Here is a 20,218-nt window from a genome sequence, read left to right as displayed (position 1 = left end):
ATGAGCAAGACACTTCACCTCACCGCCTTCATGCGCCCCGTCAGCCTTCATACCGGTGCCTGGCGCTATCCGGGTGCCTATGCGGATGCCAATTTCAACTTCGGCCATCTGAAATCCTTTATCCAGAAGCTGGAGCGGGCAAAGTTCGATGCCTTCTTCATGGCCGATCACCTGGCCGTTCTCAACATGCCGGTGGAAGCCCTGAAGCGCAGCCACACGGTAACGTCTTTCGAGCCCTTCACGCTTCTCTCCGCCCTTGCCGCCGTCACCGACAAGATCGGTCTTGCCGCGACTGCCTCCACCACATTCGATGAGCCCTATCACGTGGCCCGCCGGTTTGCCTCACTGGATCATATCAGCGGCGGGCGGGCGGCCTGGAACATCGTCACTACCTCCAACCCGGATGCGGCCCGCAATTTCGGCCTCTCGGAGCATGTGGAGCATGGCGAGCGCTATCAGCGAGCCCGTGAATTCTTCGATGTGGTGACTGGCCTCTGGGATAGCTTTGCCGATGATGCCATCATCCGCGATCAGGAAAGCGGCATCTTCTTCGATCCGGAAAAGCTGCATGTTCTGGATCACAAGGGCGAGGAATTCAGCGTGCGCGGGCCGCTGAACATTGCGCGTCCCGTTCAGGGCTGGCCGGTGATTGTGCAGGCGGGTCAGTCGGAACCGGGCAAGCAGCTGGCGGCAGAAACAGCGGAACTCGTCTTTGCCGCCCCGCGCGATCTGGCGACTGCCAAGGCGCTCTATGCGGATATCAAAGGCCGCATGCCGGCCGCTGGTCGCAATCCCGCCCATCTGAAGATCCTGCCTGCAGCAATGATCGTCATTGGCGACAGCGTGGACGAGGCAAAGGCCAAGCGCGCTCATCTGGATAGTCTCGTGCATTACGACAGCGCCATCGCCTCGCTGTCCATCGCACTTGGGCACGATGCCTCGGGCTTCGATCCGGACGCACCCCTGCCGGACAACATTCCGGACACCAATGCCAGCAAGAGCGGACGCGCGCAGGTGCTGCGGCTGGCGGAGCAGGAAAAGCTCACCGTTCGCCAACTGGCCCAGCGTTATGGCGGCTATGCGGGTCTCGCCCTTATCGGCACGCCCAAGACCATTGCGGACGAGATGGAAACATGGCTGAACGAAGAGGCCTCGGATGGCTTTACCTGCGTTTTCCCCTTCCTGCCGCAAGGGCTGGACGATGTGACAGAGAAGCTAGTGCCGGAACTACAGCGGCGTGGTCTCTTCCGCAAAGATTATGAGGGATCGACGCTGCGCGAACATCTTGGTCTCTCGCGTCCGGCCAACCGGTTCTTTCCCGCTTAATCGCGTTGTGTCCGCTCCCTTCCTCAGGAGTTGATACTGTTGCTCTCCACCGAGACATGAAGCGTTTAGGGAATGAACCCCTAAGGCTGGACCAGCGATGCCCTTCAAACTAAGAGGCATGCTGGGCGATTTCTGATTTCGAAAATCATCTCGAATGTGAAGCACCTACCCTGAGCACAGATGTCGCATTGTCCTCGATTGGAAGTGGCGCTATGTTTTGCCAATCGAGGGGACATCATGAAGCGAAGCAGCAAACAAGCGGGAGTTCTGACGCGCATATTGTGCGCAGTCGCCCTATTGTTTGTCGGCTTGTCGCATAAACCTCCGACTGTTTCAGCGAGCACGCTCACGCCTGCCGAGCTCGCGGCCTACACTCTGCCAGATGGAACCGTTCCTGTGTTTTGCTTGTCGTCTGAAGACGGGGCCAGCAAAAAGCACAGCCATGATTTTGGAAACGGTTGCGAAGCCTGCCGGCTCGCCTCAGCGATCCTGCTGCCTGAACCACCTGCAGTGGGCGGCGTAGCGGTCTCCCGCGAGTCAGATCGGTATACTCCGGTTCGTTATGAAGCCTTCTACAGGCAGCTCTTTCCTCCCAATGCATCACCACGTGCGCCTCCATTCGGCCTGATTGCCTGAACCGTGACCGCTTTCTTAGCGGTCACCATTCGACAATCTGTGCCGTTGGATTTCGCGTTGCTGCGCTGTTCCGGCACATGGCTGGAAACACGCGCATGTTAAGCATGTCATCCAGGGATGAAGCGTCCCTCGCACAGGTCCTGACATCTTTCCGACAAGTCTCTGAGGCCCGTTCGCGCAGCTTTTCGGCGCAAACCGGGATTCCGCTGGCTCGGCTTGGTGCTCCAATCACATTCCGTCTCTCGCGAGGGTGCGTCGCCCTCTATCGTGACCTGAGCGACGAGCGTCGGCAAATCCTGGACGTCTTCGGCCCTGGCTGGGTCATTAGCGGCGAGCATGTCGATCTTCATGCGTGCCGGGCCATGGCGATTTGCGAGAGCAGGGTCGAGGAGATCGAGACCGAGCAGAACGCTGAAGTGATCAACGAGGCAGCACGGCGAATGCTGAAGCGCGCTCAAGCGCACGGGCTGTTGCTTGGCCGCAAGACGGCGGCTGAGCGCGTCGCGTCTACCCTGCTGGATCTTGCCGGACAGTTTGCCCGCCACGGATATGGACGGAACAGCGGACAGATCACCTTCCTGCTTCATCTGTCGCACTACGAATTGGCGGACTGGCTTGGCCTGACCCAGGAAACGGTCAGTCGCTGCCTAAGCCGTTTGAAACGCGATCGCGTGATCGGGTTCAACCAGCCTGAACTGATCACCATTCGCGACCCGCAAGCACTTCGCACGCTTGCGACTGGTGCCACGCCCGCAGCCTGATCAAGGCTCATTAGCCATGGCGCGTTCGGCGATGTCGTGACGGAACTGAGCTTGGGCGAATGCTACGGCATCAAGGCTGAATTCCTCGAATGTTCGTCGGGGCAGCCCGTGATTCTCCCCATCGCTCCTTCACTTAACAACACTCGTCATCCAACGGAGGCAGTATAATGAAGATCCACACGCTGAAACAACTTGGGCTCGCCCTGGCGACTATCATCGCCGTCTCACCGGCTCTTGCCCATGGCTTCAAGGTCGGCGACATCGAGATCGGTCACCCCTATACCCGCGCGATGCTTCCTGGCGCCAAGGTCGGCGGCGGTTATCTGAAGCTCACCAACGAAGGCGCAACCGATGATCGGCTGGTCAGCGCAACCTCGGACCGCGCTGCCTCCGTTCAGTTGCATGAGATGAAGATTGATGGCGGCATCATGATCATGCGCGAGCTGCAGGGCGGGATACCGGTCCCGAAACGCGCGACAGTCGAACTGAAGCCCGGCAGCTACCATGTGATGTTCATGAATGTCGCTCAGCCCTTCAAGGAGGGCGAGATCATCAAGGCGACCCTGACGTTCGAGAAAGCCGGACCCGTCAACGTGGAGTTTGCGGTCGGTCCTGCGGCAGGGGACGCCTCCAGCATGAAGCAGGATGGTGGCATGGACGATCATAGCGGCCATCATGGCCATACGGATCCTGCGAAATGATCCGCAATCCTCTTGGCATTCTCGCCCTCTCGGTGGCTGGCATCTTCGTTGCGTGCCTGATCGGCGTCACGGTCTGGGTGGCGTTTGACAGCCAGCGGCCTGGACCGTTTCGAGCACAGTTCGCGCTGAGCGACGATCGTGGCAACCCGGTCGGGCCATCCATATTCCAGGGATCTCCGGCGCTCGTCTATTTCGGCTATACCCATTGCCCGGAAGTCTGCCCGACAACCCTTTTCGAGGTTGCGGACTGGTTGAAGACGCTCGGACCGGAAGGTGAGCGCCTGAAGGCCTATTTCTTCTCCATTGATCCGGAGCGTGACACGCCCGATGTCATGCACGGCTATGTGACCGCCTTTACCGACCGGATCACCGGGATCACCGGCAAGCCGGAAGAAATGAAGAAGGTCGTCGATGGATGGATGATTCATGCCGCCAAGCTGCCGAGCGAAGATGGCGACTATCACATGAGCCATACCGTTTCTCTTCTTCTCGTCGGTCCGGATGGCCGGTTGAAGGGCATGCTGCCCTATGGTGTCGACAAACAGGAAGCACTCACGCGCATTCGCGGACTTCTTCTCAAGGAAAAGGATGCAAAGGCATGAAACGCCGCACCTTCAATGCAGTGACGCTCGCTTCGCTTGGGATGCTGTCCGCAAGCTCGATTGGTCTGGCGCAGACCATGCAGCCTCAGGGCAAAAAGCCTGTTGTCGTTGTCCTGATCTATCCAGGCATGATCCTGCTGGACCTCACGGGACCGCTGACCTGCTTCAACATGATGATGGCGGATGTCCACCTTGCCTGGAAAACAAACGACCCCGTCAAGACAGACACAGGGATCAGCATTGCCCCGACGACGACATTTGCCCAGTGCCCCCAGGATGCTGACATTCTGTTCGTACCAGGAGGGCTCGGCGGCACCACGGCAATGATAGAGGATCAGGAGGTTCTCGATTTCGTCCAAGCTCGTGGTTCAAATGCCACCTATATCACCAGTGTCTGCACGGGATCGCTGGTGCTGGGTGCCGCCGGATTGCTCCAGGGCAAACGCGCAACGTCGCACTGGTATACACGCGATCTGCTACCGATCTTCGGTGCCACCCCGGTGTCCGAGCGCGTGGTCGTCGATGGAAATGTCATCACTGGAGCGGGCGTCACAGCAGGCCTGGATTTCGGCCTGGCGATCGCGGCAAAGCTTCTGGGGGAAGATGCGGCGAAATCAATCCAGTTACTCCTGGAATACGATCCCGAACCGCCCTTCACTGCGGGATCGCCCGAGAAGGCAGGTCATGATCTGACGGCTGCTCTTCTCAAACGACGAAAGCCTGCCCTCGATGGAGCCCGGGCTGCTGCAGAACGCTGGCATCCCCGCACCAAGCTCTAGTGACCTGCCCACGCTTGCCGCCCTTGTTCGCCGGCCCGTCATCCTCAAGACAACAAACCACCCTTCGTCTCATATACTCACATCAATAAGGAACGCTTCCATGTCCAAGACATCTGCCTCTCGCTTGGCCGCCATCATGATCACTCTCGCCTTTGCGGGTCCGGCCTTGGCCCACGCGCATCTGAAAGCCGCGACACCTGCCGACAAGGCGGCCGTCAGTGATTCTCCCAAGGAACTGGACCTGACCTTTTCCGAACCCCTGAACCTCAAGTTTTCCGGCATCAAGCTCATTGGTCCCGATAAGTCCGAGATCAAGACTGGAGCACCGATGCTCATGGATGCCGACAAGACGCTGATGGTGACTGTCCCTGTGAAGCTCTCGGCGGGTGACTACACTGTCGAGTGGCACGTTCTTTCCACGGATGGGCACAGGACCGAGGGCACCTACGGCTTTTCCGTGAAGCCCTGATGTCCCCGGAGACGGTATTCATCCTGTGCCGATGGGCTTTCTTTGGCGCCGCCATTTATCTGTGGGGCGCCAACGCCTATCTCGCGGCCTGCGTTCGCGGGCCGCTTCTGCCAGTCCTGGAACTGCCGCTACGACGCGGAAACCGCATAGCCTTGGTCACAGTGTTCACTGCGACCGTGTTGCTGCTGCCTGTCAGAACGGCACTGATCGCAGACGGATGGACTGATGCCGTCTCCCCCACCGTCATCAAGGACGTTCTTTTCTCGACCTCGATCGGGCAGGCTTGGCTCGCCCAATCGGCCTGCCTGATCGCGCTCTGTCTGGCATCGCGCGCTAGAAGGCACGCGCTTCCCCTCATCGTCATGGCAAGTGGAGCGCTTCTGGCAACCTCCAGCATGACAGGGCATGCGACGATGAATGATGGATGGCGGGATGTTGTCCACCGCATCAACGACTGCCTGCACATCCTGTCTGGTGGCGCCTGGGCCGGAGCACTTGTGCCTGTCCTCCTGACACTTAGCCATGCTTCGCATGCCGATAGCATCCCGGAGCGCGAAAAAGCGCTTATCCGCTTTTCGAGATACGGTCACGTTACCGTTCTCCTCGTCCTCCTGACAGGAGTGATCAACTCATCGCTGATACTCCAGGGAACATCGCTTGATCCGAACTCGGAATATCTGCGTCTTCTGGCGATCAAAATCCTGATCGTCAGCATTATGGTCCTCGTCGCAGTCTTCAATCGTTATGTTGTGGTTCCCAGAATAGGGCTTTCCCGGGAGCGGGCATATGCGCATCTACGCATGATGACGCTGGTCGAGTGTATCCTAGCATCACTTGTTCTTGGTCTTGTCGCCTGGTTCGGTACGCTCGATCCTTCATGATTTGTCCTGCGTCTTTTGCGTTCGACGAAATTCGGAAGTGATGAGAAGGATCCAGCAGGCGAGCGGCGCGAATATCACCAGTACGCCGGCGACGATCAACACTTCAGTCCTTCCCACTGCCAGGGTGATGCTGGGCAATCCGGCGAGCGCGAGAGGGGAAATGCCATAGGATACGAGGAAGTCGATCGACGATATGCGCCCAAGTAAATCGCGCGGTATTCTGCTCTGGATGGTGGTAAACCAGGGGATGTTGAACAGCTCTATCCCAAGGCCGCCCAGGAAATATGCCGCCAGGATGAACCAGTTTTCACCGCTAGCAAGGGCGAGCGGTACCAAGCCGTATAGGGCAAGGCCAATGAAGGCAATGCATCCTAATGGCTGCGCCTTCGTGCTACCAAGGTACAGGGCGCCTATGAGCGCACCAGCCGCATAGGACGACAGCGCAAGTCCCATAAAGGTATTACCGCCAAGCAGATCTCGGCTGATCACGGGCAGCAGAAGTTGCTGGACGCTGTTCCCCAGTGCCAACCAGACAAGCAATGCGGCAAGACCCGCAAGGAACCAGTGATGTCTGAGCGCTTCGCGAAGGCCGTCGCGGTATGATGTCCAAAATCCGGCAGAAGATCCGCCGTAATGTTCTTCTTCAGGGCTGATAGTCGAGAACGTTCGCCACATAATGACGATAAGGAGCGCGCCCGAGACCCAAAGCGATCCCGCAATCAGCAGAGCGGTCGCTGCGCCGAAGAGGCTGTAGACGGCAACTGCCGCAAGCGGACCGCCGGTCTGCAGGATGCGGGCACTGAGCGTCGTTAAGGCATTGGCCTGCTGCAGAAGATCCTGCTCCAGAACCTCGACCAATACTGATTGATAGGCACTGCGGAATGCACCCTCACCAGCTCCGGCAATGAACAGGCAGAGTGCGATCAGTGTGATGTCGCGACCAAAGAAAAGAGCAATGAAGATCACCGCCAAGCCGCGAGATAGCGACGCAAAGGCAATGACGGCATGCCGCGGGAACCGATCAGCGATCTGTCCGCCCAGCAATGCCCCCACGAGAAATCCGGCCGTCCTGGAGGAAAGTGCAATGCCGAGATCCCCGATGCCAGTTTGCCAATCGAGAATCATCAATGCCAGGATCGTTGGCAATACCGTTGTCGCAGCGATCGACAATGTATACGCCGTCCACAGCCCGAGAAACTGGCCGTGACCCAAGGGTCGCAATAAACGCATGACCGAGCGTTGCTAACAGGCTTTGAGCAGACGCAGGAAGACCCGCACGCCAAAGGCCAGCCCCGCGATGGGCACGCGTTCGTCGACCGCGTGGAACAGGCCCCAGACATCGAAATCGGCGGGAACTCTCATCGGCACGAAGCCGTAACCGGAGATACCAATCTTCGAAAGCAACTTGTTATCCGTACCTCCTGGCAGCAAATAGGGGATGACCGTCCCATCCGGATCTTCGGCGCGGATGGCTGCCGACATCTTTTCCATCAGGGGACCATCCACGCGTGACTCAATCGTCCAGCCAAACGTCCATTCGATATCGATACCGGGTCCAACCAATGCCTCCACTTCCCGTACGAATTCGTCCTGCAGCCCGGGCAGCACCCGACCATCGATAATGGCTTCAGCAGTCGATGGAATGACGTTGCGCTTGTAGCCCGCGTTCATCATCGTCGGGTTTGCGGTATTGCGCAGAGAGGCACGGATCGTCGAGGCAAAGAAACCGAACTGCCCAAGCTGTTGATCGAGCTTGTCATCATCGAACTTGGTGTCCAGCAATTCTTCTAGGCCGCGTAACATCGCATCGAGATGCGGTGTCCGATGAATGGGGAATGTGTGAGTTCCGATGCGATGGACGGCTTCGGCAAGACGTGTGACGGCGTTGTCTCCGTTGACCAGCGCACCATGGCCGGCAGTGCCACGCGCCGTCAATTTCACGCGCGCAACGCCTTTTTCCGCCGTTGCCAAAGGATAGGCGCGTTTCCCGTTTGGCAGAGTGATGGAGAAACCTCCAACTTCGCTGATGGCTTCCGATGCGCCTTCAAAGAAGTGGGCTTCCTTTTCCGTCAGCCATTGCGACCCGTAAACACTGCCGTTTTCCTCGTCGGAAAACCACATGAAAACGATATCGCGTTCCGGAACGAACCGCTCTCGCGCCAAGTCACGGGCGACGGCCAGCATCATGCCAGCCATGTTCTTCATGTCGACGGCGCCACGGCCGTAGAGCATTCCGTCGCGGATCTCGCCGGAGAAGGGAGGCACGGACCATTCCGCGTCATCAGCCGGCACCACATCCAGATGAGCATGCAGTATGAGGGCCGGTGCGTTGGGGTTCGATCCCTTAATCCGGCAGATCACATTGCCGCGACCGGACACCGGCTCGACATAATCGGACGCGAGTCCAACCTCGTTTAGACGATCCCGGATATAGGCAGCGGCAATCGCTTCGCCGTCCCCTATGGTGTCCGGGTCGCCCGTGTTGACCGAGCGAATCCTGATGAGATCGCTGACGAAGGAAACAGCTTCAGTTTCCGCGACGCTGAAAGCTGCGGAGGGTTCGTATACCAGGGACATTATACCGTCTTCCAGAAGTGAATGGATAAGATCAGAGAACCTTCGAAAGGAAGGCTTGGGTGCGAGGATTGCGCGGGTTGTCGAGAACGCTTTCCGGTGCACCCTTTTCGACGATGCGCCCCTGGTCCATGAAGACAACACGATCGGCCACCTCGCGGGCAAACCCCACCTCGTGGGTTACGACAATCATCGTCATGCCCGTTCGCGCCAGATCCTTCATCGTTTCAAGCACTTCGCCGACAAGTTCGGGATCAAGCGCTGAGGTCGGTTCGTCGAACAACAGCACATCCGGCTGCATCGCCATGGCGCGCGCAATAGCAACCCGCTGCTGCTGCCCACCGGACAATTGCGAGGGATACTGGCGCGCCCGGTCGGCAAGCCCGACGCGCTCCAGCAGGGACATCGCCAGCAGTTCAGCGCATCTTCGCGAATGCCCCTTCACAAGCACCGGTCCAGCCATCACATTCTGGATCGCCGTCATATGGCCAAACAGATTGAACCTCTGAAAGACCATGCCGATGTTGCGACGTTGGGCGGCGATTGCCTCCTCGGCCAAGCAGTAGAGCTTTCCGTTTCTCTCGCTGTAGCCGATCAGGTCGCCGTTGACGTAGATCCGCCCAGCGGCAATCGTTTCGAGATGATTGATGCAGCGCAGAAGCGTGGACTTTCCTGAACCGGATGGACCGAGTACGACGCAAACCTCGCCTTTTGCGATCTCAAGGTTGACGTCGAAGAGCACCTGGAAGTCACCATAGAATTTGTGGACGCTTCGGATATCGACGCATACATCGGAACTGACCGTGCTCATGCGCTCTCCTTCGGGGCAATACTGATTTGATTTCGATCGATGCCACGGCCGAAATAGCGCTCCAGGTAGGATTGCCCCCACATCAGAAGGGACGTGATCGAGAGATACCAGAGGCCAGCGACGACCAGCAGCGGGATCGGCAGATACAGCCTGTTTGAAATGGTGTTGGCTGCGAAGGTAAGATCGTAGGCAAACGGAACGGCCAGCACGAGCGACGTCGTTTTCAGCATGCCGATGGTTTCGTTGCCGGTGGGCGGAATGATCATACGCATCGCTTGCGGAATGATGATGCGGCAAAGGATCTTCATGCGACGCATACCGAGTGCCTGTGCGGCTTCAGTCTGCCCGCCATCGACGGCTTTGAAGCCAGCCCGGAAGATTTCCGCGAGATAGGCAGATTCGTTGAAGGCAAGCCCAGCAATGGCTGCGATGGCCGGCGTGAACACATCCTTTGTTCGTAGATCAAGGATGGCGCCAAGCCCTGGCAGTTCAAGTGAAATCCTTGGATAGAGCACCGACAGTAGCCCCCAGAACACAAGCTGGGTATAAACGGGCGTACCCCGGAAAAACCAGACCCAGAGCCAGCTCAATGTCGACAGCACCGGGTTTCCAGAATCCCGCATGATGACGAGGGCGGCAGCGATCAGGATCGAGAAGATCATTGCCACCAGCGTAAGCGCCAGCGTCCAGCCGACACCGCGTAGAATCTGAGCGTCGAAGAGATACTCACCAACCACATCCCAGTGAAAATTCGGATTGGTTGCAAGGCTGCTCGCCACGATTACGGCTGAAGCGAGCAGGAATGCTGTCAGCAGCCATCGACCGTAATGCTTCACCGGAATGGGTCGGTTAAGTTCAATCTGTTGATCTTCGTGCACCTGGTGCATGGAGCCTCCTGGTCGCAATGAGTGGGAACCGGACCTGCCCCGCGGCGGTCCGGCTGAGTTCACCGCTCTATTCCTCTACCTTCGGATTCACCTCTGCCTTTTCGAGCGCGGCAGACTGGATGCCCCACTTCGCCATGATTTGCCCGTAGGTGCCGTCGGCAATCAGTCCATTGATCGTATCGGCGACAAGCTTCGCCCACTCGGTCTGGCCCTTGGCAACAGCAATGCCGTTTGGCGACGGATTGGTAATCTTGCCGATCGTTTCCAGTTGGCCGTTGGTCTGCTTGACTGCGTAACCAATATTGGTCGAGCCCGCATAGACGGCGTGAACGGCGCCGTTGATCAAACGCGTGATGAGATCCGTCTGCTTTGGCATCGATACGATTTCGATAGGGGCCTTTTTGGCAGCGACGCAGGCATTGCTCATTGCAACCACAGCCTTTTCGCCTGTCGAACCTGTCTGTGCTCCAACGGTCGTGCCGCAGGGATCTTCGGGGTTGAAATGCGCGGGGTTGCCAGCCTGCACAGCCCATTGCTTTCCAGCATTGAAATAACTGACGAAGTCGACCGCCTTGTAGCGCTCGTTTGTAATTGTAAATGCAGAAACGCCGAGATCATAACGGGGGCCAATGGCCGGCAGGATGCTGGCAAACTGGGCTGTCAGGAATTCGAGCTTCAGGCCCCATTTCTGAGCCATGGCCTTGGCCAGATCGACGTCGATGCCCTCGGGCGTCTGGCCGTCCGGTCCCGCAAGGAATTCCGCCGGGGGATAGGTCGTGTCCGATCCTATCGTGAGCGTACCCTTTGCCTTGATATCCTTTGGCAGTCGGGCTGCCAGCGCCTCATCCTTGGCAATCTTCGCCGCATCGAAACCCTCGGCGGCATATGCAATGGGCGACGCCAGCGATAGCGCAGTACCCAACATCAGCGCCAATAATCTGGCCGCCGATACGTTACTTATGAACTTTTCCATCTGCGTTCCCTTTCTGAAGACCGTGTTGACGGCAACCTCTCGTTTGCTGGAGGAGCATCACCAACACGGGTCAGATCGTATTTTTCGACCCGTGGCAGAACAAGGGAACGGCCCGCATGAGTTCATGCGCAGATGTTATGAAGATAGACGCTAGCGTGACTCCATCAGCGCTGTGATGAAATCTCTCACCAGCAATGACTTCGGTTTGTCAGGTGGTAGAATAAGCAGTGTCTTGATGGAGACCGCCGGTTCAAAGGGTCGAAGAGCAACGCGGGTCTTATCGAGATTGCTGACGACATAGGGACTGACAAGCCCGAGGCCGACACCTTCTGTCACCAGGGCACACACCGTGGAAGCGTAGATCGTTTCAACGACAATATCGAGCTTGACGCCCGCCTCAGACAGAATGGCATCGAAACGTTGGCGCGCCCGATCCTCCGGCACATAGGAAACGAAGGGAAATCCTATCAGATCATGAGGCCTGATCGTTTCGCGGGCCGCGAGCGGATGGCCCACAGGCATGGCAATCATGGCCTGCGGCGACAGAAAGAGCTGATGATTGAGCCCGGTGATATCGATTTCGTCCGCGGCAAGCCCGACATCGAACTGCCCCGACGCCACAAGATCACGTACGTCCCGCGAGACCAGCACGTGCAGCGTCACATTGATGTCCGGGTGGCGGGTTCGAAATCGAGCAATGGACCTTGGCACCAGCGTAGACCCCAGGAGCGCGAGGGAAGCTATTCTTAATCGACCGCTTCCCTGGTCGCGGATGCGCGCCGCCTCCGCCTTGATGGTATCAAGGCCTCGAAAGGATGCTTCCACGGACTTGTAGAATTGCCAAGCTTCCGGCGTTGGCTGGAGCCTTTGGCGAACGCGGTCAAACAATAGAAAGCCCAGATCGCTTTCCAGATCGGACAAGGCACGGCTTGCTGCGGGCTGCGTGATATCAAGCAGTTCGGCCGCCTTGGACGCGGTCCCGGTTTTCATGATGGCTGCAAAGATTTCGATCTGTCGAAAGTTCATCAACTCCTCCCCGCATCTTTTCTGCATCATGCGCAGTCTGCAGAAATAGGAAAAGGCCCTCATTGTACGAAGGCCTTGTCGTATAAGCGAATAGCGATGCAGTCAGTGTTCAAGCTTGCCGAGCATTTCCGAAAGATCCCGCCACAGATCCTGCTCATCCTCCAAGCCGATGCTGATGCGAAGCACCGTACCTGCAGAGGTCCAGGGACGCACCGTCCGCTCCTCCTTCAGCGCCGTTGTAGCGATGAGACTGCGGGTGCCGCCCCAGGAGGCGCCAATCGCAAAGATCCGCAGCTCCGTCATTGCGCGCTTCAGATTGGCCTCTGCGCCTGGTTTCAACACGACGCTGAAGACACCAGCGGAACCGCCCATATCCCGCTTCCACAACTCATGCCCAGGGCAGGATGGCAAGGCCGGGTGCAGGACGCGTTCAACGACAGCGCTTTCCTGAAGCGCCTGCGCAAACTCTTCGGACACGCGGCCCACATGACGTAGACGAACCCCCATAGTCTCGATGCCGCGCAGTGCCAGCGCCACCTCATCAGGCGAAACACCAATGCCCATATCGCGGAGAACAAGCTTGATGCGCTGGCGCAACTCAATATCGGAGACGGTGATGGAGCCGAGCAGCAGGTCAGAATGACCGCCGATATACTTGGTCAACGCCTCGACAACAAAGTCTGCGCCGTGGGCGAGAGGCTTAAACAGCAATGGCGTTGCCCAGGTGTTGTCGCAGGCGGTCAGGACGCCCCTTGCCTTCGCCGCTTGAATGATCGCCGGGACATCCTGCACCTCCATCGTTCCCGAACCAGGCGACTCGATCCAGACGAGTTTGGTCTTGTCGTCGATCAGTGACGAGATTCCGGCGCCGATCAACGGATCGTAGACTTTGTACTCAATACCCCGCGGCTTGAGGTAATCCGCGCAGAAATAGCGGACCGGTCCATAGACATTATCGGGGATCAGCACGCAATCTCCCGGCATCAGGAAGGTCAGCATGATCATGGATGCGGCAGCCTGTCCGGACGGCACCAGTACGGTTCGAACACCACCATGCAACTGGGTAATCTGCGCTTCCAGAGTGCGTGTCGTCGGCGTGCCATGCAGGCCATAAGTATAGCCGTCGAATCCCCGCTTCCCCCGTGCGGAAAAGGATTCCGCATCCGGATACACAATCGTCGACGCCCGGTAGGTCGGAACAGCAAGACTACTGAAGCCCTCCTGCGATACGGCAGGATGATGAACGCAGCGTGTGAGATCATGCATGGTTTGAAATCCTCTCTTGGCACGGCAAGCGATACCCCGGAGACGGAACCTCAGCCAAGCACACCCGGCACATGAGTTCATAACGAAAGTTTATGATCGACGGTACCGGAACCAGTTATTCCAGATTGCCAACGCGATCATGAGGTGCGTTTTGACCTTTCACTGCTGCAAATTCCTTCACGCCGCAGCTACGGTTCGAACTCCGCTCTATCAGTTGATAAGTATGGCCTGTATCGATCTTAACCGCGCCCTCCCTGCCGGAGACCGTTTGGTTTAAGGTATGCGGCCATGGCTGGCGCGTCCGGCATGGCATAATATCGCTCTTCTGCCTCGGCTGGCGGTATGATCCCGATGGGCTCCAGAAGGCGGCGGTTGTTGAACCAATCAACCCATTCCAAAGTGGCGAACTCTACGGCTTCGAAGTTTCGCCACGGTCCTCTCCAATGGATGACCTCGGCCTTCTTCACCCACTCATTCAGCGTATGCGCAGAGCACCTGATCTTGCAGCTATCGAGCAAACGGCAGCCCACCGCGACCAATGTTCTGCCTCATGTTCCGCCACCATTCGAACGGCGCAGGCGCGAACTTCAGGAGAAAACTTGTTCGTCGTCTTGCTTGTCATAGACCCTGCTTCTCAGAAGTTGGGGGCTCCGGCAAAGCCGGCGCGGTTCACCTCGTACGGAAGCCAGCAGGATCTATGGCACAATCTGGCGCGCGAAATCCGGCGCAATTGCACCACACCCAGCTTGTCTTATCCTACCCTTAGAGCATCTTGCTTTTGTTGCATGCGATCGTCGTTATGGTGCTCCCACTTGAGTGGATATTAGGAATTTGGGGCAAACCAGGAAGCGGAACAAATATGATCGACAATACCCTTCAAACCGGCGGAAAGCCGCAATATACCGGGTCCGTCATTCCTCTTCCCGAACCACCGGCCGGCGTCAACGTTATTCGTGACGTTGAATTTGGTTCGCATGAACGCCAGCGATACGACGTATATCTACCGCAAGCTCTCTCCGCGCCCATGCCCGTGGTGGTGTTTTTTCACCCCGGGGGCTGGATGCGACGCGACAAGCGCGCAGTGCGTACGATGTTTGTGCTTGAGCATGGTTACGCTTTGGTCAGTATTGGCTACAGATTGGCCCAAGACGCTTGCTTTCCGGCGCAGGTGCAAGACGTCAACGCAGGAATGAAGCATTTGATAGAGAATGCCAGCACGTATGGCGTTGATACCTCAAGGATTGTCCTTGCGGGAACTTCAGCGGGCGCCCATCTCGCAGCCTTGGCTGCCTTGGCAAGGGACCAAGCGGATTTCAACACCGTGCCAAACCTTGAGCTCAAGGGTGTGGTCGCCATATACGGTGCCTATGATTTCCCGCAATTCCTCACTGCGGTGCAGAACAGTGAAACCGACCAATCGAGCGCTGAATCGCCCTTGGGTCTGTTGATTGGTGGTGATCCGCTGCGACATCCGGATAAGCTCGTCACCATCAGCCCCGTGACATACGCACGGCGTGATGCACCGCCCTTTTTGATCATGCACGGCGAACAGGACAAAGTGCTTCCTTGGGCCCAGAGTGCATCCCTTGCTGGCGAACTGGTAAAGCAGGGCGCGTCTGTAGATTTCGAAATCATCCCCAATGCAGGCCACGGTGATGAGGTTTTTCGGCAGCCGCCAATCTCCGATCGAATTGTGCGATTTATCGATCGAGTGATGGCGTTATAAGCTCATCTCACCGCGCTGCCGCTGGGCTAGGAATAAATCTGTACGATGGGTCAAGGCTTTAACTTCTTGAACGACCCATTGCCGAAATGCCGTTGCCGCTGGATTACGGGGACGGATTTCCGGCTCGAGCAGAGCAACGGATTGTTGGGAACGAATACAGGTGGCGAAAGGCTGAACAAGGCGGCCGCTTTGGAGGTCATTGATGACCAGTTCAATTTGAGCCACGACCATTCCCATTCCCGCCAGAGCGGCTTCATATGCCAATGTTGAGTTGGAGAACAGCAGCAGGCGGGTTTGCCGCTCTTGCTTAAACCCTGAAGCTGATAGCCAGGTTGGCCAGTCACTCATGCGATTTCGCGAGGAAATGCGCGGGACGGAAGCGAGATCGGTGGCGTTTTCCAAAGCCACGCGTGGGGTGCAAACTGGAGTAAGGCGGGATGAAAAAAGTTCCTGACGAAGGACACGGCGGCTGGACGCAGCGTTAAAGCAAATGGCCATATCCGCATCGGTATGGCTGAAGTCAACATCACCACTGCCAGTTTCAAACTCCACGGAGACCTCTGGATATTGTCTGGAGAAATCTTCCAGATTGGGAATCAGCCAGCGATTCGCCAAGGTTTGATAGACCCGGATTTTGACGCCATGAGACATTCCGGAACTGGCCGCTTCCTCGACACCGATCGCGATGGCATCGAACGCCTGTGTCAGCACTCTGCCGAGCTCAAGGCCTCGTCGGGTGGGCACGGTTCGATTGCCAAGGCGCTCGAACAACGAAAAGCCAATCGATCTTTCGATGCGATGGATTTGCTGACTGACGGCGCTCGCAGATACATTCAGTTCCCGGGCAGCCGTTTCAAATGATCCTAAACGCACTGCGGCTTCCAAATGACGCAGCGCGAGCAAAGGTATCCGGGAAAGAATGCTGGTATTCACGATATGCCCGCTAGCCTGAATTGAGGAACGCCCGATTTGCGCTTGACCCTTTAGAAAAGGCAATTTGAAAGGTTGCGATCAAAGCTCCACATCGCTCGCCTATTCCATGTGAAGCAGATCAGGAATCTGCCCGCCTTGTGCCGCAAGATTGGCGAGTTCCTTCTCAAACAATGTCCAAAGAGCTGCGGCCGGTTGCGGCAGAACAAAGTCACGACGCCTGATCAGGCCGATCCGCCGATGGATAGTTGGGTCTTTCAAAGCGATCCCTTTTAACCCCCATTCCTCGCAAGCATGCATGGCGATCTGAGGCAGAACAGCTGCAAATCCGCCCGACTTCAGAAAGCCTATAAGGCTGGAGAAGTGCTGAACCTCATCACCCCAAGGAACGGCAACCCCGACACTCCGAAGCTCCTGATCGACCTCCTGGCGATTTGCACTACTTTGGTTCAAAGCCAACAAAGTCAGGCCAAGTTCCGATAGCGTTGCCAATCTTTTCCAGGAAACTTCGCTTTCTGTGGCCATAGCATGACCCTTTGGTACGACGAGCACATAGCTGTCGTGTAACGCCTCCCGCACGTAGAGATCGCTGGGTGGGTTGAGAACCGAGTTGACCGCAAAGACAGTATCGCCGCGCAAAACGCTGTGGGTAACCGTTTTCCCCGTGCTGTCATGCAGGCGCAAATGCATTTTCGGATAAAGAGCTTTGAAGGCTCGGGCGACACGCGGCGCGATCGCAAAGCATACAGAGGTGACGCAACCCACATCGAGCCAGCCGCCGTCGCCCTGCGCTTCCTGCGCGATCTTTGTGAGACTCTCATCCATCTTCTGCAAAACAGGCGTCACATCGGCCAGCAAAATTCGCCCCGCGCGAGTCAAGACGACAGACCGGGTCGTCCGCTCGAACAATTGCGTGCCCAATGTTTGCTCGAGTTCGAAGATCCTCCGGCTCACAGCAGAGGGCGACAAACCCAAGACATCCGCCGCGCGGCCGAAACTTTGAAAGCTTGCAACCGCAATGAAGGCGCGTATTTCCGTCAGACTGTAATTAATGCTCATAGCGAGATAAACACTGTAAATTTTTCACTTATTCTCAACAGTCAATTATGGCATTTTCTGGTTCTCTCAAATCTCCGCAACGCGTGGAGATCGAGGGGGAGAAACGTTTCGGCGATCTTGACTAGCCATCCCTGTTGGAGGTCGAGCACGTCAACCTCCTGGAGGGGGTGCCAACGCGGGTAGCTGGCTATCGGGCGGAAGCATCACCGAAGTGGCTGGAGGAGATAATCGACGGGTCGTAACGCTCGGCGATCGCTTCGATCCGTTTGCAATCAATTGATGCGTGTGACTGGGAGGAATATCATAAATGCTTGCCTATATCGGGCTTTTTGTCGTCGTTTTGTCCGTGGCCATACTCATGAGCGGACGTGTGTCGCCCGTCGTTACCTTTACAGCCATACCCCTTGTCGGCGCATTTTTGGCAGGGAATGACATCCCTCATGTACAGAAATTTGTTCTGTCGGGTCTGAGCACCGTCGCGCCCATGGTGGTCATATTTATATTCGCCATAGTCTATTTTGGAATTATGTATGCTCAAGGAATTTTTGAGCCACTTATTCGCCTCCTCTTGAAGTTCGCCGGTAACCGCCCCCACCGCATTTTGATGGCGACGGTTGTCACCGCAGCGCTGGTTCATTTGGACGGAGCCGGGCCGACGACCTACCTCGTCACCATCTCCGCGTTCCTTCCAATCTATAGGCGGTTTCAGATCAGCCCACTTCACCTGGCTATGCTGACCGGTTTAATGGCCGGCATCATGAACATTGAACCGTGGACACCTGCGGTTCTGCGCGCTGCGACAGTGCTGCATGTCGATCCTGCGGCACTGTGGCGACCGCTTTGGCCAGCACACCTCGCCGGTATATGCAGTTCACTCGCTTTGGCTTGGTGGGTTGGACGCAACTTGCCCCAGACAGGTTTGCCTGAACAAAGCTTCGAACCCGCAGCAGATGGCAATGCATTGGGTTCAGAAAGTATCTCGGACAACTGGAAACGTGCAGCGAACACGTTGCTCACCCTCGCCACGATTGCGACTATGGTGTTTTCCGGCATTCCCTTGGGAATTGTCATGATGATAGCGGTAGCTATTGCACTGCCTCTCAACTACAACGGCTCAACAGCTCAGATGGCAGCGATCAAGAAACATGGCGCCGAAGCGGTCAGCCTTTCGGCCATTATTTTGGCGGCAGGCGTCTTTCTGGGGATCCTCAACGATAGCGGCATGCTGGACGCTTTGGCCAAGCTGCTGATCTCACTCATACCCGCGAACCTTGGAAGCAGTGTCCATCTGATTGTTGGCATTCTTGCTCTACCGCTCGGCATGATGTTTGGTGGAGACACCTATTACTTCGGAATTTTGCCTGTACTGGTGAGTGTTGGGAAAGCGCACGGCGTCGCGCCGGAGGCGGTAGCCCGGGCGATGCTGATCGGTGAAAATGTCGGCTACTCTATTAGCCCCGTTATCGGCAGCGCTTACATGCTGGTTGGTCTTGCAGGTGTCGATTTTGCTGCTCATATACGACACTCGGTCTTTTACATGTGGTCCATAGCATTGATCATGTTGGCTATCGCATTTTTCTCCGGAGCGTTATGACATCGGTAGTGAGTGACCTACCACCGAAGTTGATTCCGCTGCGAGGAGGTAATTTGAAGTCTTACAGATCCAAGTTTCCAGACCAGCAGAGGTAGATTCTTCCGGGAAGTCGGCTTTTGCACCTCCCGGATTGATCAACGCGACTTTGTTGCGAATTGCACCATCTGCTTGAAATCATCTTAGCAACGCAATGTGCACCGGCAGCGCATGCAGGGAAACCAGTGCAATAATGATTGTTCGCCGCCTCGTTTAAGGCAACATGAAAGACAAAATTGGCATCGACACGGTGCACTTAAAGCGTATCGCGTTTAATCGCACTCATATCCTGCTGCTTTCAATTCTGTGACGGATTAGAGATTACAGATTTATCGGATGGCTTGGGCGATAGCGGCGAAATATAGAACGGCCTGCTTTCGCAGCGGGCTCTTGAGTTTTGAGACTGCCATATCGATGGGGTTGAGGTCCGGCGAATAGGGCGGCAGGAACAGAAGCCAGGCCGCCTTCGCCTTGGAAGGCTCTTCGATAAAGATGAGCCGAGACAAGGCCTTGTTGAAGAACGGCTTTCGCCAGTTGATCCAAAGGTTACGCGCTTTGGCGATCTCCTGTCTGTGCTGCTCGCTTTCCTTGAGGCTTTTTTATTGCTGAGCCCAAGCCGATGGAGAAAACCGCCCGACGTTCGCGCGATGGACGTCGATGCCGCGTTCGGCCAGTTCGATATACAATTTATCCAGAGTGACTTCGCCATGCAGAGCAATGCACCCACAGATCCATTCCCTATGTGGAGAAAGTTACTGCCAGGTCGATGGGCCTATCTGGGCAGGCGAAGAGAACCAGAGAAACGGTGCAGGATCTGCATGTGTTGACCAGCCGTAGAGAAGCCCGGAAATGCCGGCGACTTCCCGATCACTATTGCCTTCATTCGCAAACGCAACGACACGCACGCGCAACTCCATCGGATGCGGTTTGCCCATGGCGCTTCTCCTTCCATGGGCACGGTCAATGACAGATCAACCACAATCGGCATCATGAATGCCGTTGGCCGCGACACCCTTTAGATCACAATGACGCGGCTTTATACCCCTGCCCGTCGCTTGTGGGGGAAGGCAAAAACTATTGTTTTACAAGCGATAGGCAATTATTGCGCATGCGTTTTTTGCTGTACGTACGGAAGCGGCGCCACCAGCGCTATTCTTCCGGTGACTTGAGACAATAGTGGT

General features: G+C 56.8%; 19 protein-coding genes and 2 pseudogenes. 9 read left to right on the top strand and 12 right to left on the bottom strand.

Annotated elements, in window-relative coordinates; genetic code table 11:
* From Q2T52_RS10760 to copD, 7 genes are all read left to right on the top strand, one after another.
* Window positions 1–1,326, top strand: coding sequence for an LLM class flavin-dependent oxidoreductase (locus tag Q2T52_RS10760; RefSeq protein WP_302076751.1), 1,326 nt, complete (start codon window positions 1–3; stop codon window positions 1,324–1,326).
* A 740-nt stretch (window positions 1,327–2,066) separates the two neighbouring features.
* Window positions 2,067–2,723, top strand: coding sequence for a helix-turn-helix domain-containing protein (locus tag Q2T52_RS10755; protein WP_302076749.1), 657 nt, complete (start codon window positions 2,067–2,069; stop codon window positions 2,721–2,723).
* Between the two features lie 167 nt (window positions 2,724–2,890).
* Window positions 2,891–3,424 carry a copper chaperone PCu(A)C gene (locus tag Q2T52_RS10750; RefSeq protein WP_302076748.1) on the top strand — a complete coding sequence of 178 codons (534 nt, stop codon included), beginning with the start codon at window positions 2,891–2,893 and terminating at the stop codon, window positions 3,422–3,424.
* On the top strand, window positions 3,421–4,026 hold the full coding sequence (locus Q2T52_RS10745) for an SCO family protein (protein WP_302076747.1): 606 nt from the start codon (window positions 3,421–3,423) through the stop codon (window positions 4,024–4,026). Before Q2T52_RS10750 ends, Q2T52_RS10745 begins: the two co-directional genes overlap by 4 nt.
* A complete protein-coding gene (locus tag Q2T52_RS10740) occupies window positions 4,023–4,805 on the top strand; it encodes a DJ-1/PfpI family protein (RefSeq protein ID WP_302076746.1) in 783 nt (260 codons plus the stop codon). The genes Q2T52_RS10745 and Q2T52_RS10740 overlap by 4 nt, the downstream gene beginning before the upstream one ends.
* Before the next feature lie 100 nt (window positions 4,806–4,905).
* The gene (copC, locus tag Q2T52_RS10735) at window positions 4,906–5,274 is read left to right on the top strand and encodes a copper homeostasis periplasmic binding protein CopC (RefSeq protein ID WP_302076745.1); all 369 of its coding nucleotides are present in this window, start codon (window positions 4,906–4,908) and stop codon (window positions 5,272–5,274) included.
* Entirely contained in the window at window positions 5,274–6,155 is an 882-nt protein-coding gene (gene copD / locus Q2T52_RS10730; protein WP_302076744.1) for a copper homeostasis membrane protein CopD, read from the top strand. Before copC ends, copD begins: the two co-directional genes overlap by 1 nt.
* Here copD and Q2T52_RS10725 read toward each other — a convergent pair.
* The 8 genes and pseudogenes from Q2T52_RS10725 to Q2T52_RS10690 all read right to left on the bottom strand — a co-directional run.
* On the bottom strand, window positions 6,150–7,385 hold the full coding sequence (locus Q2T52_RS10725; protein ID WP_302076743.1) for an MFS transporter: 1,236 nt from the start codon (window positions 7,383–7,385) through the stop codon (window positions 6,150–6,152). The genes copD and Q2T52_RS10725 overlap by 6 nt on opposite strands.
* A 12-nt stretch (window positions 7,386–7,397) precedes the next feature.
* Window positions 7,398–8,732, bottom strand: coding sequence for a M20/M25/M40 family metallo-hydrolase (locus Q2T52_RS10720; protein ID WP_302076742.1), 1,335 nt, complete (start codon window positions 8,730–8,732; stop codon window positions 7,398–7,400).
* Window positions 8,733–8,763: 31 nt separating this feature from the next.
* Window positions 8,764–9,540, bottom strand: coding sequence for an amino acid ABC transporter ATP-binding protein (locus Q2T52_RS10715; protein ID WP_149748075.1), 777 nt, complete (start codon window positions 9,538–9,540; stop codon window positions 8,764–8,766).
* Window positions 9,537–10,427, bottom strand: coding sequence for an amino acid ABC transporter permease (locus tag Q2T52_RS10710; RefSeq protein WP_302076740.1), 891 nt, complete (start codon window positions 10,425–10,427; stop codon window positions 9,537–9,539). Before Q2T52_RS10710 ends, Q2T52_RS10715 begins: the two co-directional genes overlap by 4 nt.
* Before the next feature lie 67 nt (window positions 10,428–10,494).
* Window positions 10,495–11,400 (bottom strand): ABC transporter substrate-binding protein, encoded by a 906-nt coding sequence (locus tag Q2T52_RS10705; protein WP_302076739.1) that lies wholly within the window; start codon window positions 11,398–11,400, stop codon window positions 10,495–10,497.
* 150 nt (window positions 11,401–11,550) lie between these two features.
* Window positions 11,551–12,426, bottom strand: a complete 876-nt coding sequence (locus Q2T52_RS10700) for a LysR substrate-binding domain-containing protein (protein WP_302076738.1) — start codon at window positions 12,424–12,426, stop codon at window positions 11,551–11,553.
* A 102-nt stretch (window positions 12,427–12,528) separates the two neighbouring features.
* Window positions 12,529–13,692 carry a cystathionine beta-lyase gene (gene metC / locus Q2T52_RS10695; protein WP_302076737.1) on the bottom strand — a complete coding sequence of 388 codons (1,164 nt, stop codon included), beginning with the start codon at window positions 13,690–13,692 and terminating at the stop codon, window positions 12,529–12,531.
* A gap of 239 nt (window positions 13,693–13,931) precedes the next feature.
* Window positions 13,932–14,159 (bottom strand): annotated as a pseudogene (locus tag Q2T52_RS10690) (hypothetical protein); the annotation flags it as partial.
* A gap of 392 nt (window positions 14,160–14,551) precedes the next feature.
* On the opposite strand from Q2T52_RS10690, the gene Q2T52_RS10685 reads away from it, so the two are divergent.
* Window positions 14,552–15,418: an alpha/beta hydrolase gene (locus Q2T52_RS10685; protein WP_302076736.1), complete on the top strand. Its 867-nt coding sequence runs from the start codon at window positions 14,552–14,554 to the stop codon at window positions 15,416–15,418.
* On the opposite strand, the gene Q2T52_RS10680 is transcribed toward Q2T52_RS10685, so the two are convergent.
* Together Q2T52_RS10680 and Q2T52_RS10675 are read right to left on the bottom strand one after the other, a co-directional pair.
* Entirely contained in the window at window positions 15,413–16,351 is a 939-nt protein-coding gene (locus tag Q2T52_RS10680; RefSeq protein WP_302076735.1) for a LysR substrate-binding domain-containing protein, read from the bottom strand. The two genes, Q2T52_RS10685 and Q2T52_RS10680, sit on opposite strands and share 6 nt — an antisense overlap.
* Window positions 16,352–16,450: 99 nt before the next feature.
* A complete protein-coding gene (locus tag Q2T52_RS10675; RefSeq protein WP_302076734.1) occupies window positions 16,451–17,407 on the bottom strand; it encodes a LysR family transcriptional regulator in 957 nt (318 codons plus the stop codon).
* 307 nt (window positions 17,408–17,714) lie between these two features.
* Here Q2T52_RS10675 and Q2T52_RS10670 point away from each other — a divergent pair, with 307 nt between their 5' ends.
* Window positions 17,715–19,001 carry a CitMHS family transporter gene (locus Q2T52_RS10670; RefSeq protein WP_302076733.1) on the top strand — a complete coding sequence of 429 codons (1,287 nt, stop codon included), beginning with the start codon at window positions 17,715–17,717 and terminating at the stop codon, window positions 18,999–19,001.
* Between the two features lie 404 nt (window positions 19,002–19,405).
* Here Q2T52_RS10670 and Q2T52_RS10665 read toward each other — a convergent pair.
* Window positions 19,406–19,510, bottom strand: a pseudogene (locus tag Q2T52_RS10665) (transposase); the annotation flags it as partial.
* A gap of 279 nt (window positions 19,511–19,789) precedes the next feature.
* Window positions 19,790–19,972 (bottom strand): hypothetical protein, encoded by a 183-nt coding sequence (locus tag Q2T52_RS10660; RefSeq protein ID WP_302076732.1) that lies wholly within the window; start codon window positions 19,970–19,972, stop codon window positions 19,790–19,792.
* Window positions 19,973–20,218: the final 246 nt, after the last annotated feature.

This window comes from Rhizobium oryzicola (assembly GCF_030504645.1).
GTDB classification, from domain to species: Bacteria; Pseudomonadota; Alphaproteobacteria; order Rhizobiales; family Rhizobiaceae; genus Neorhizobium; species Neorhizobium oryzicola.
The sequence above is the reverse complement of the archived record's forward strand: the minus strand, read 5'-3'. Positions and strand labels throughout refer to the sequence as shown.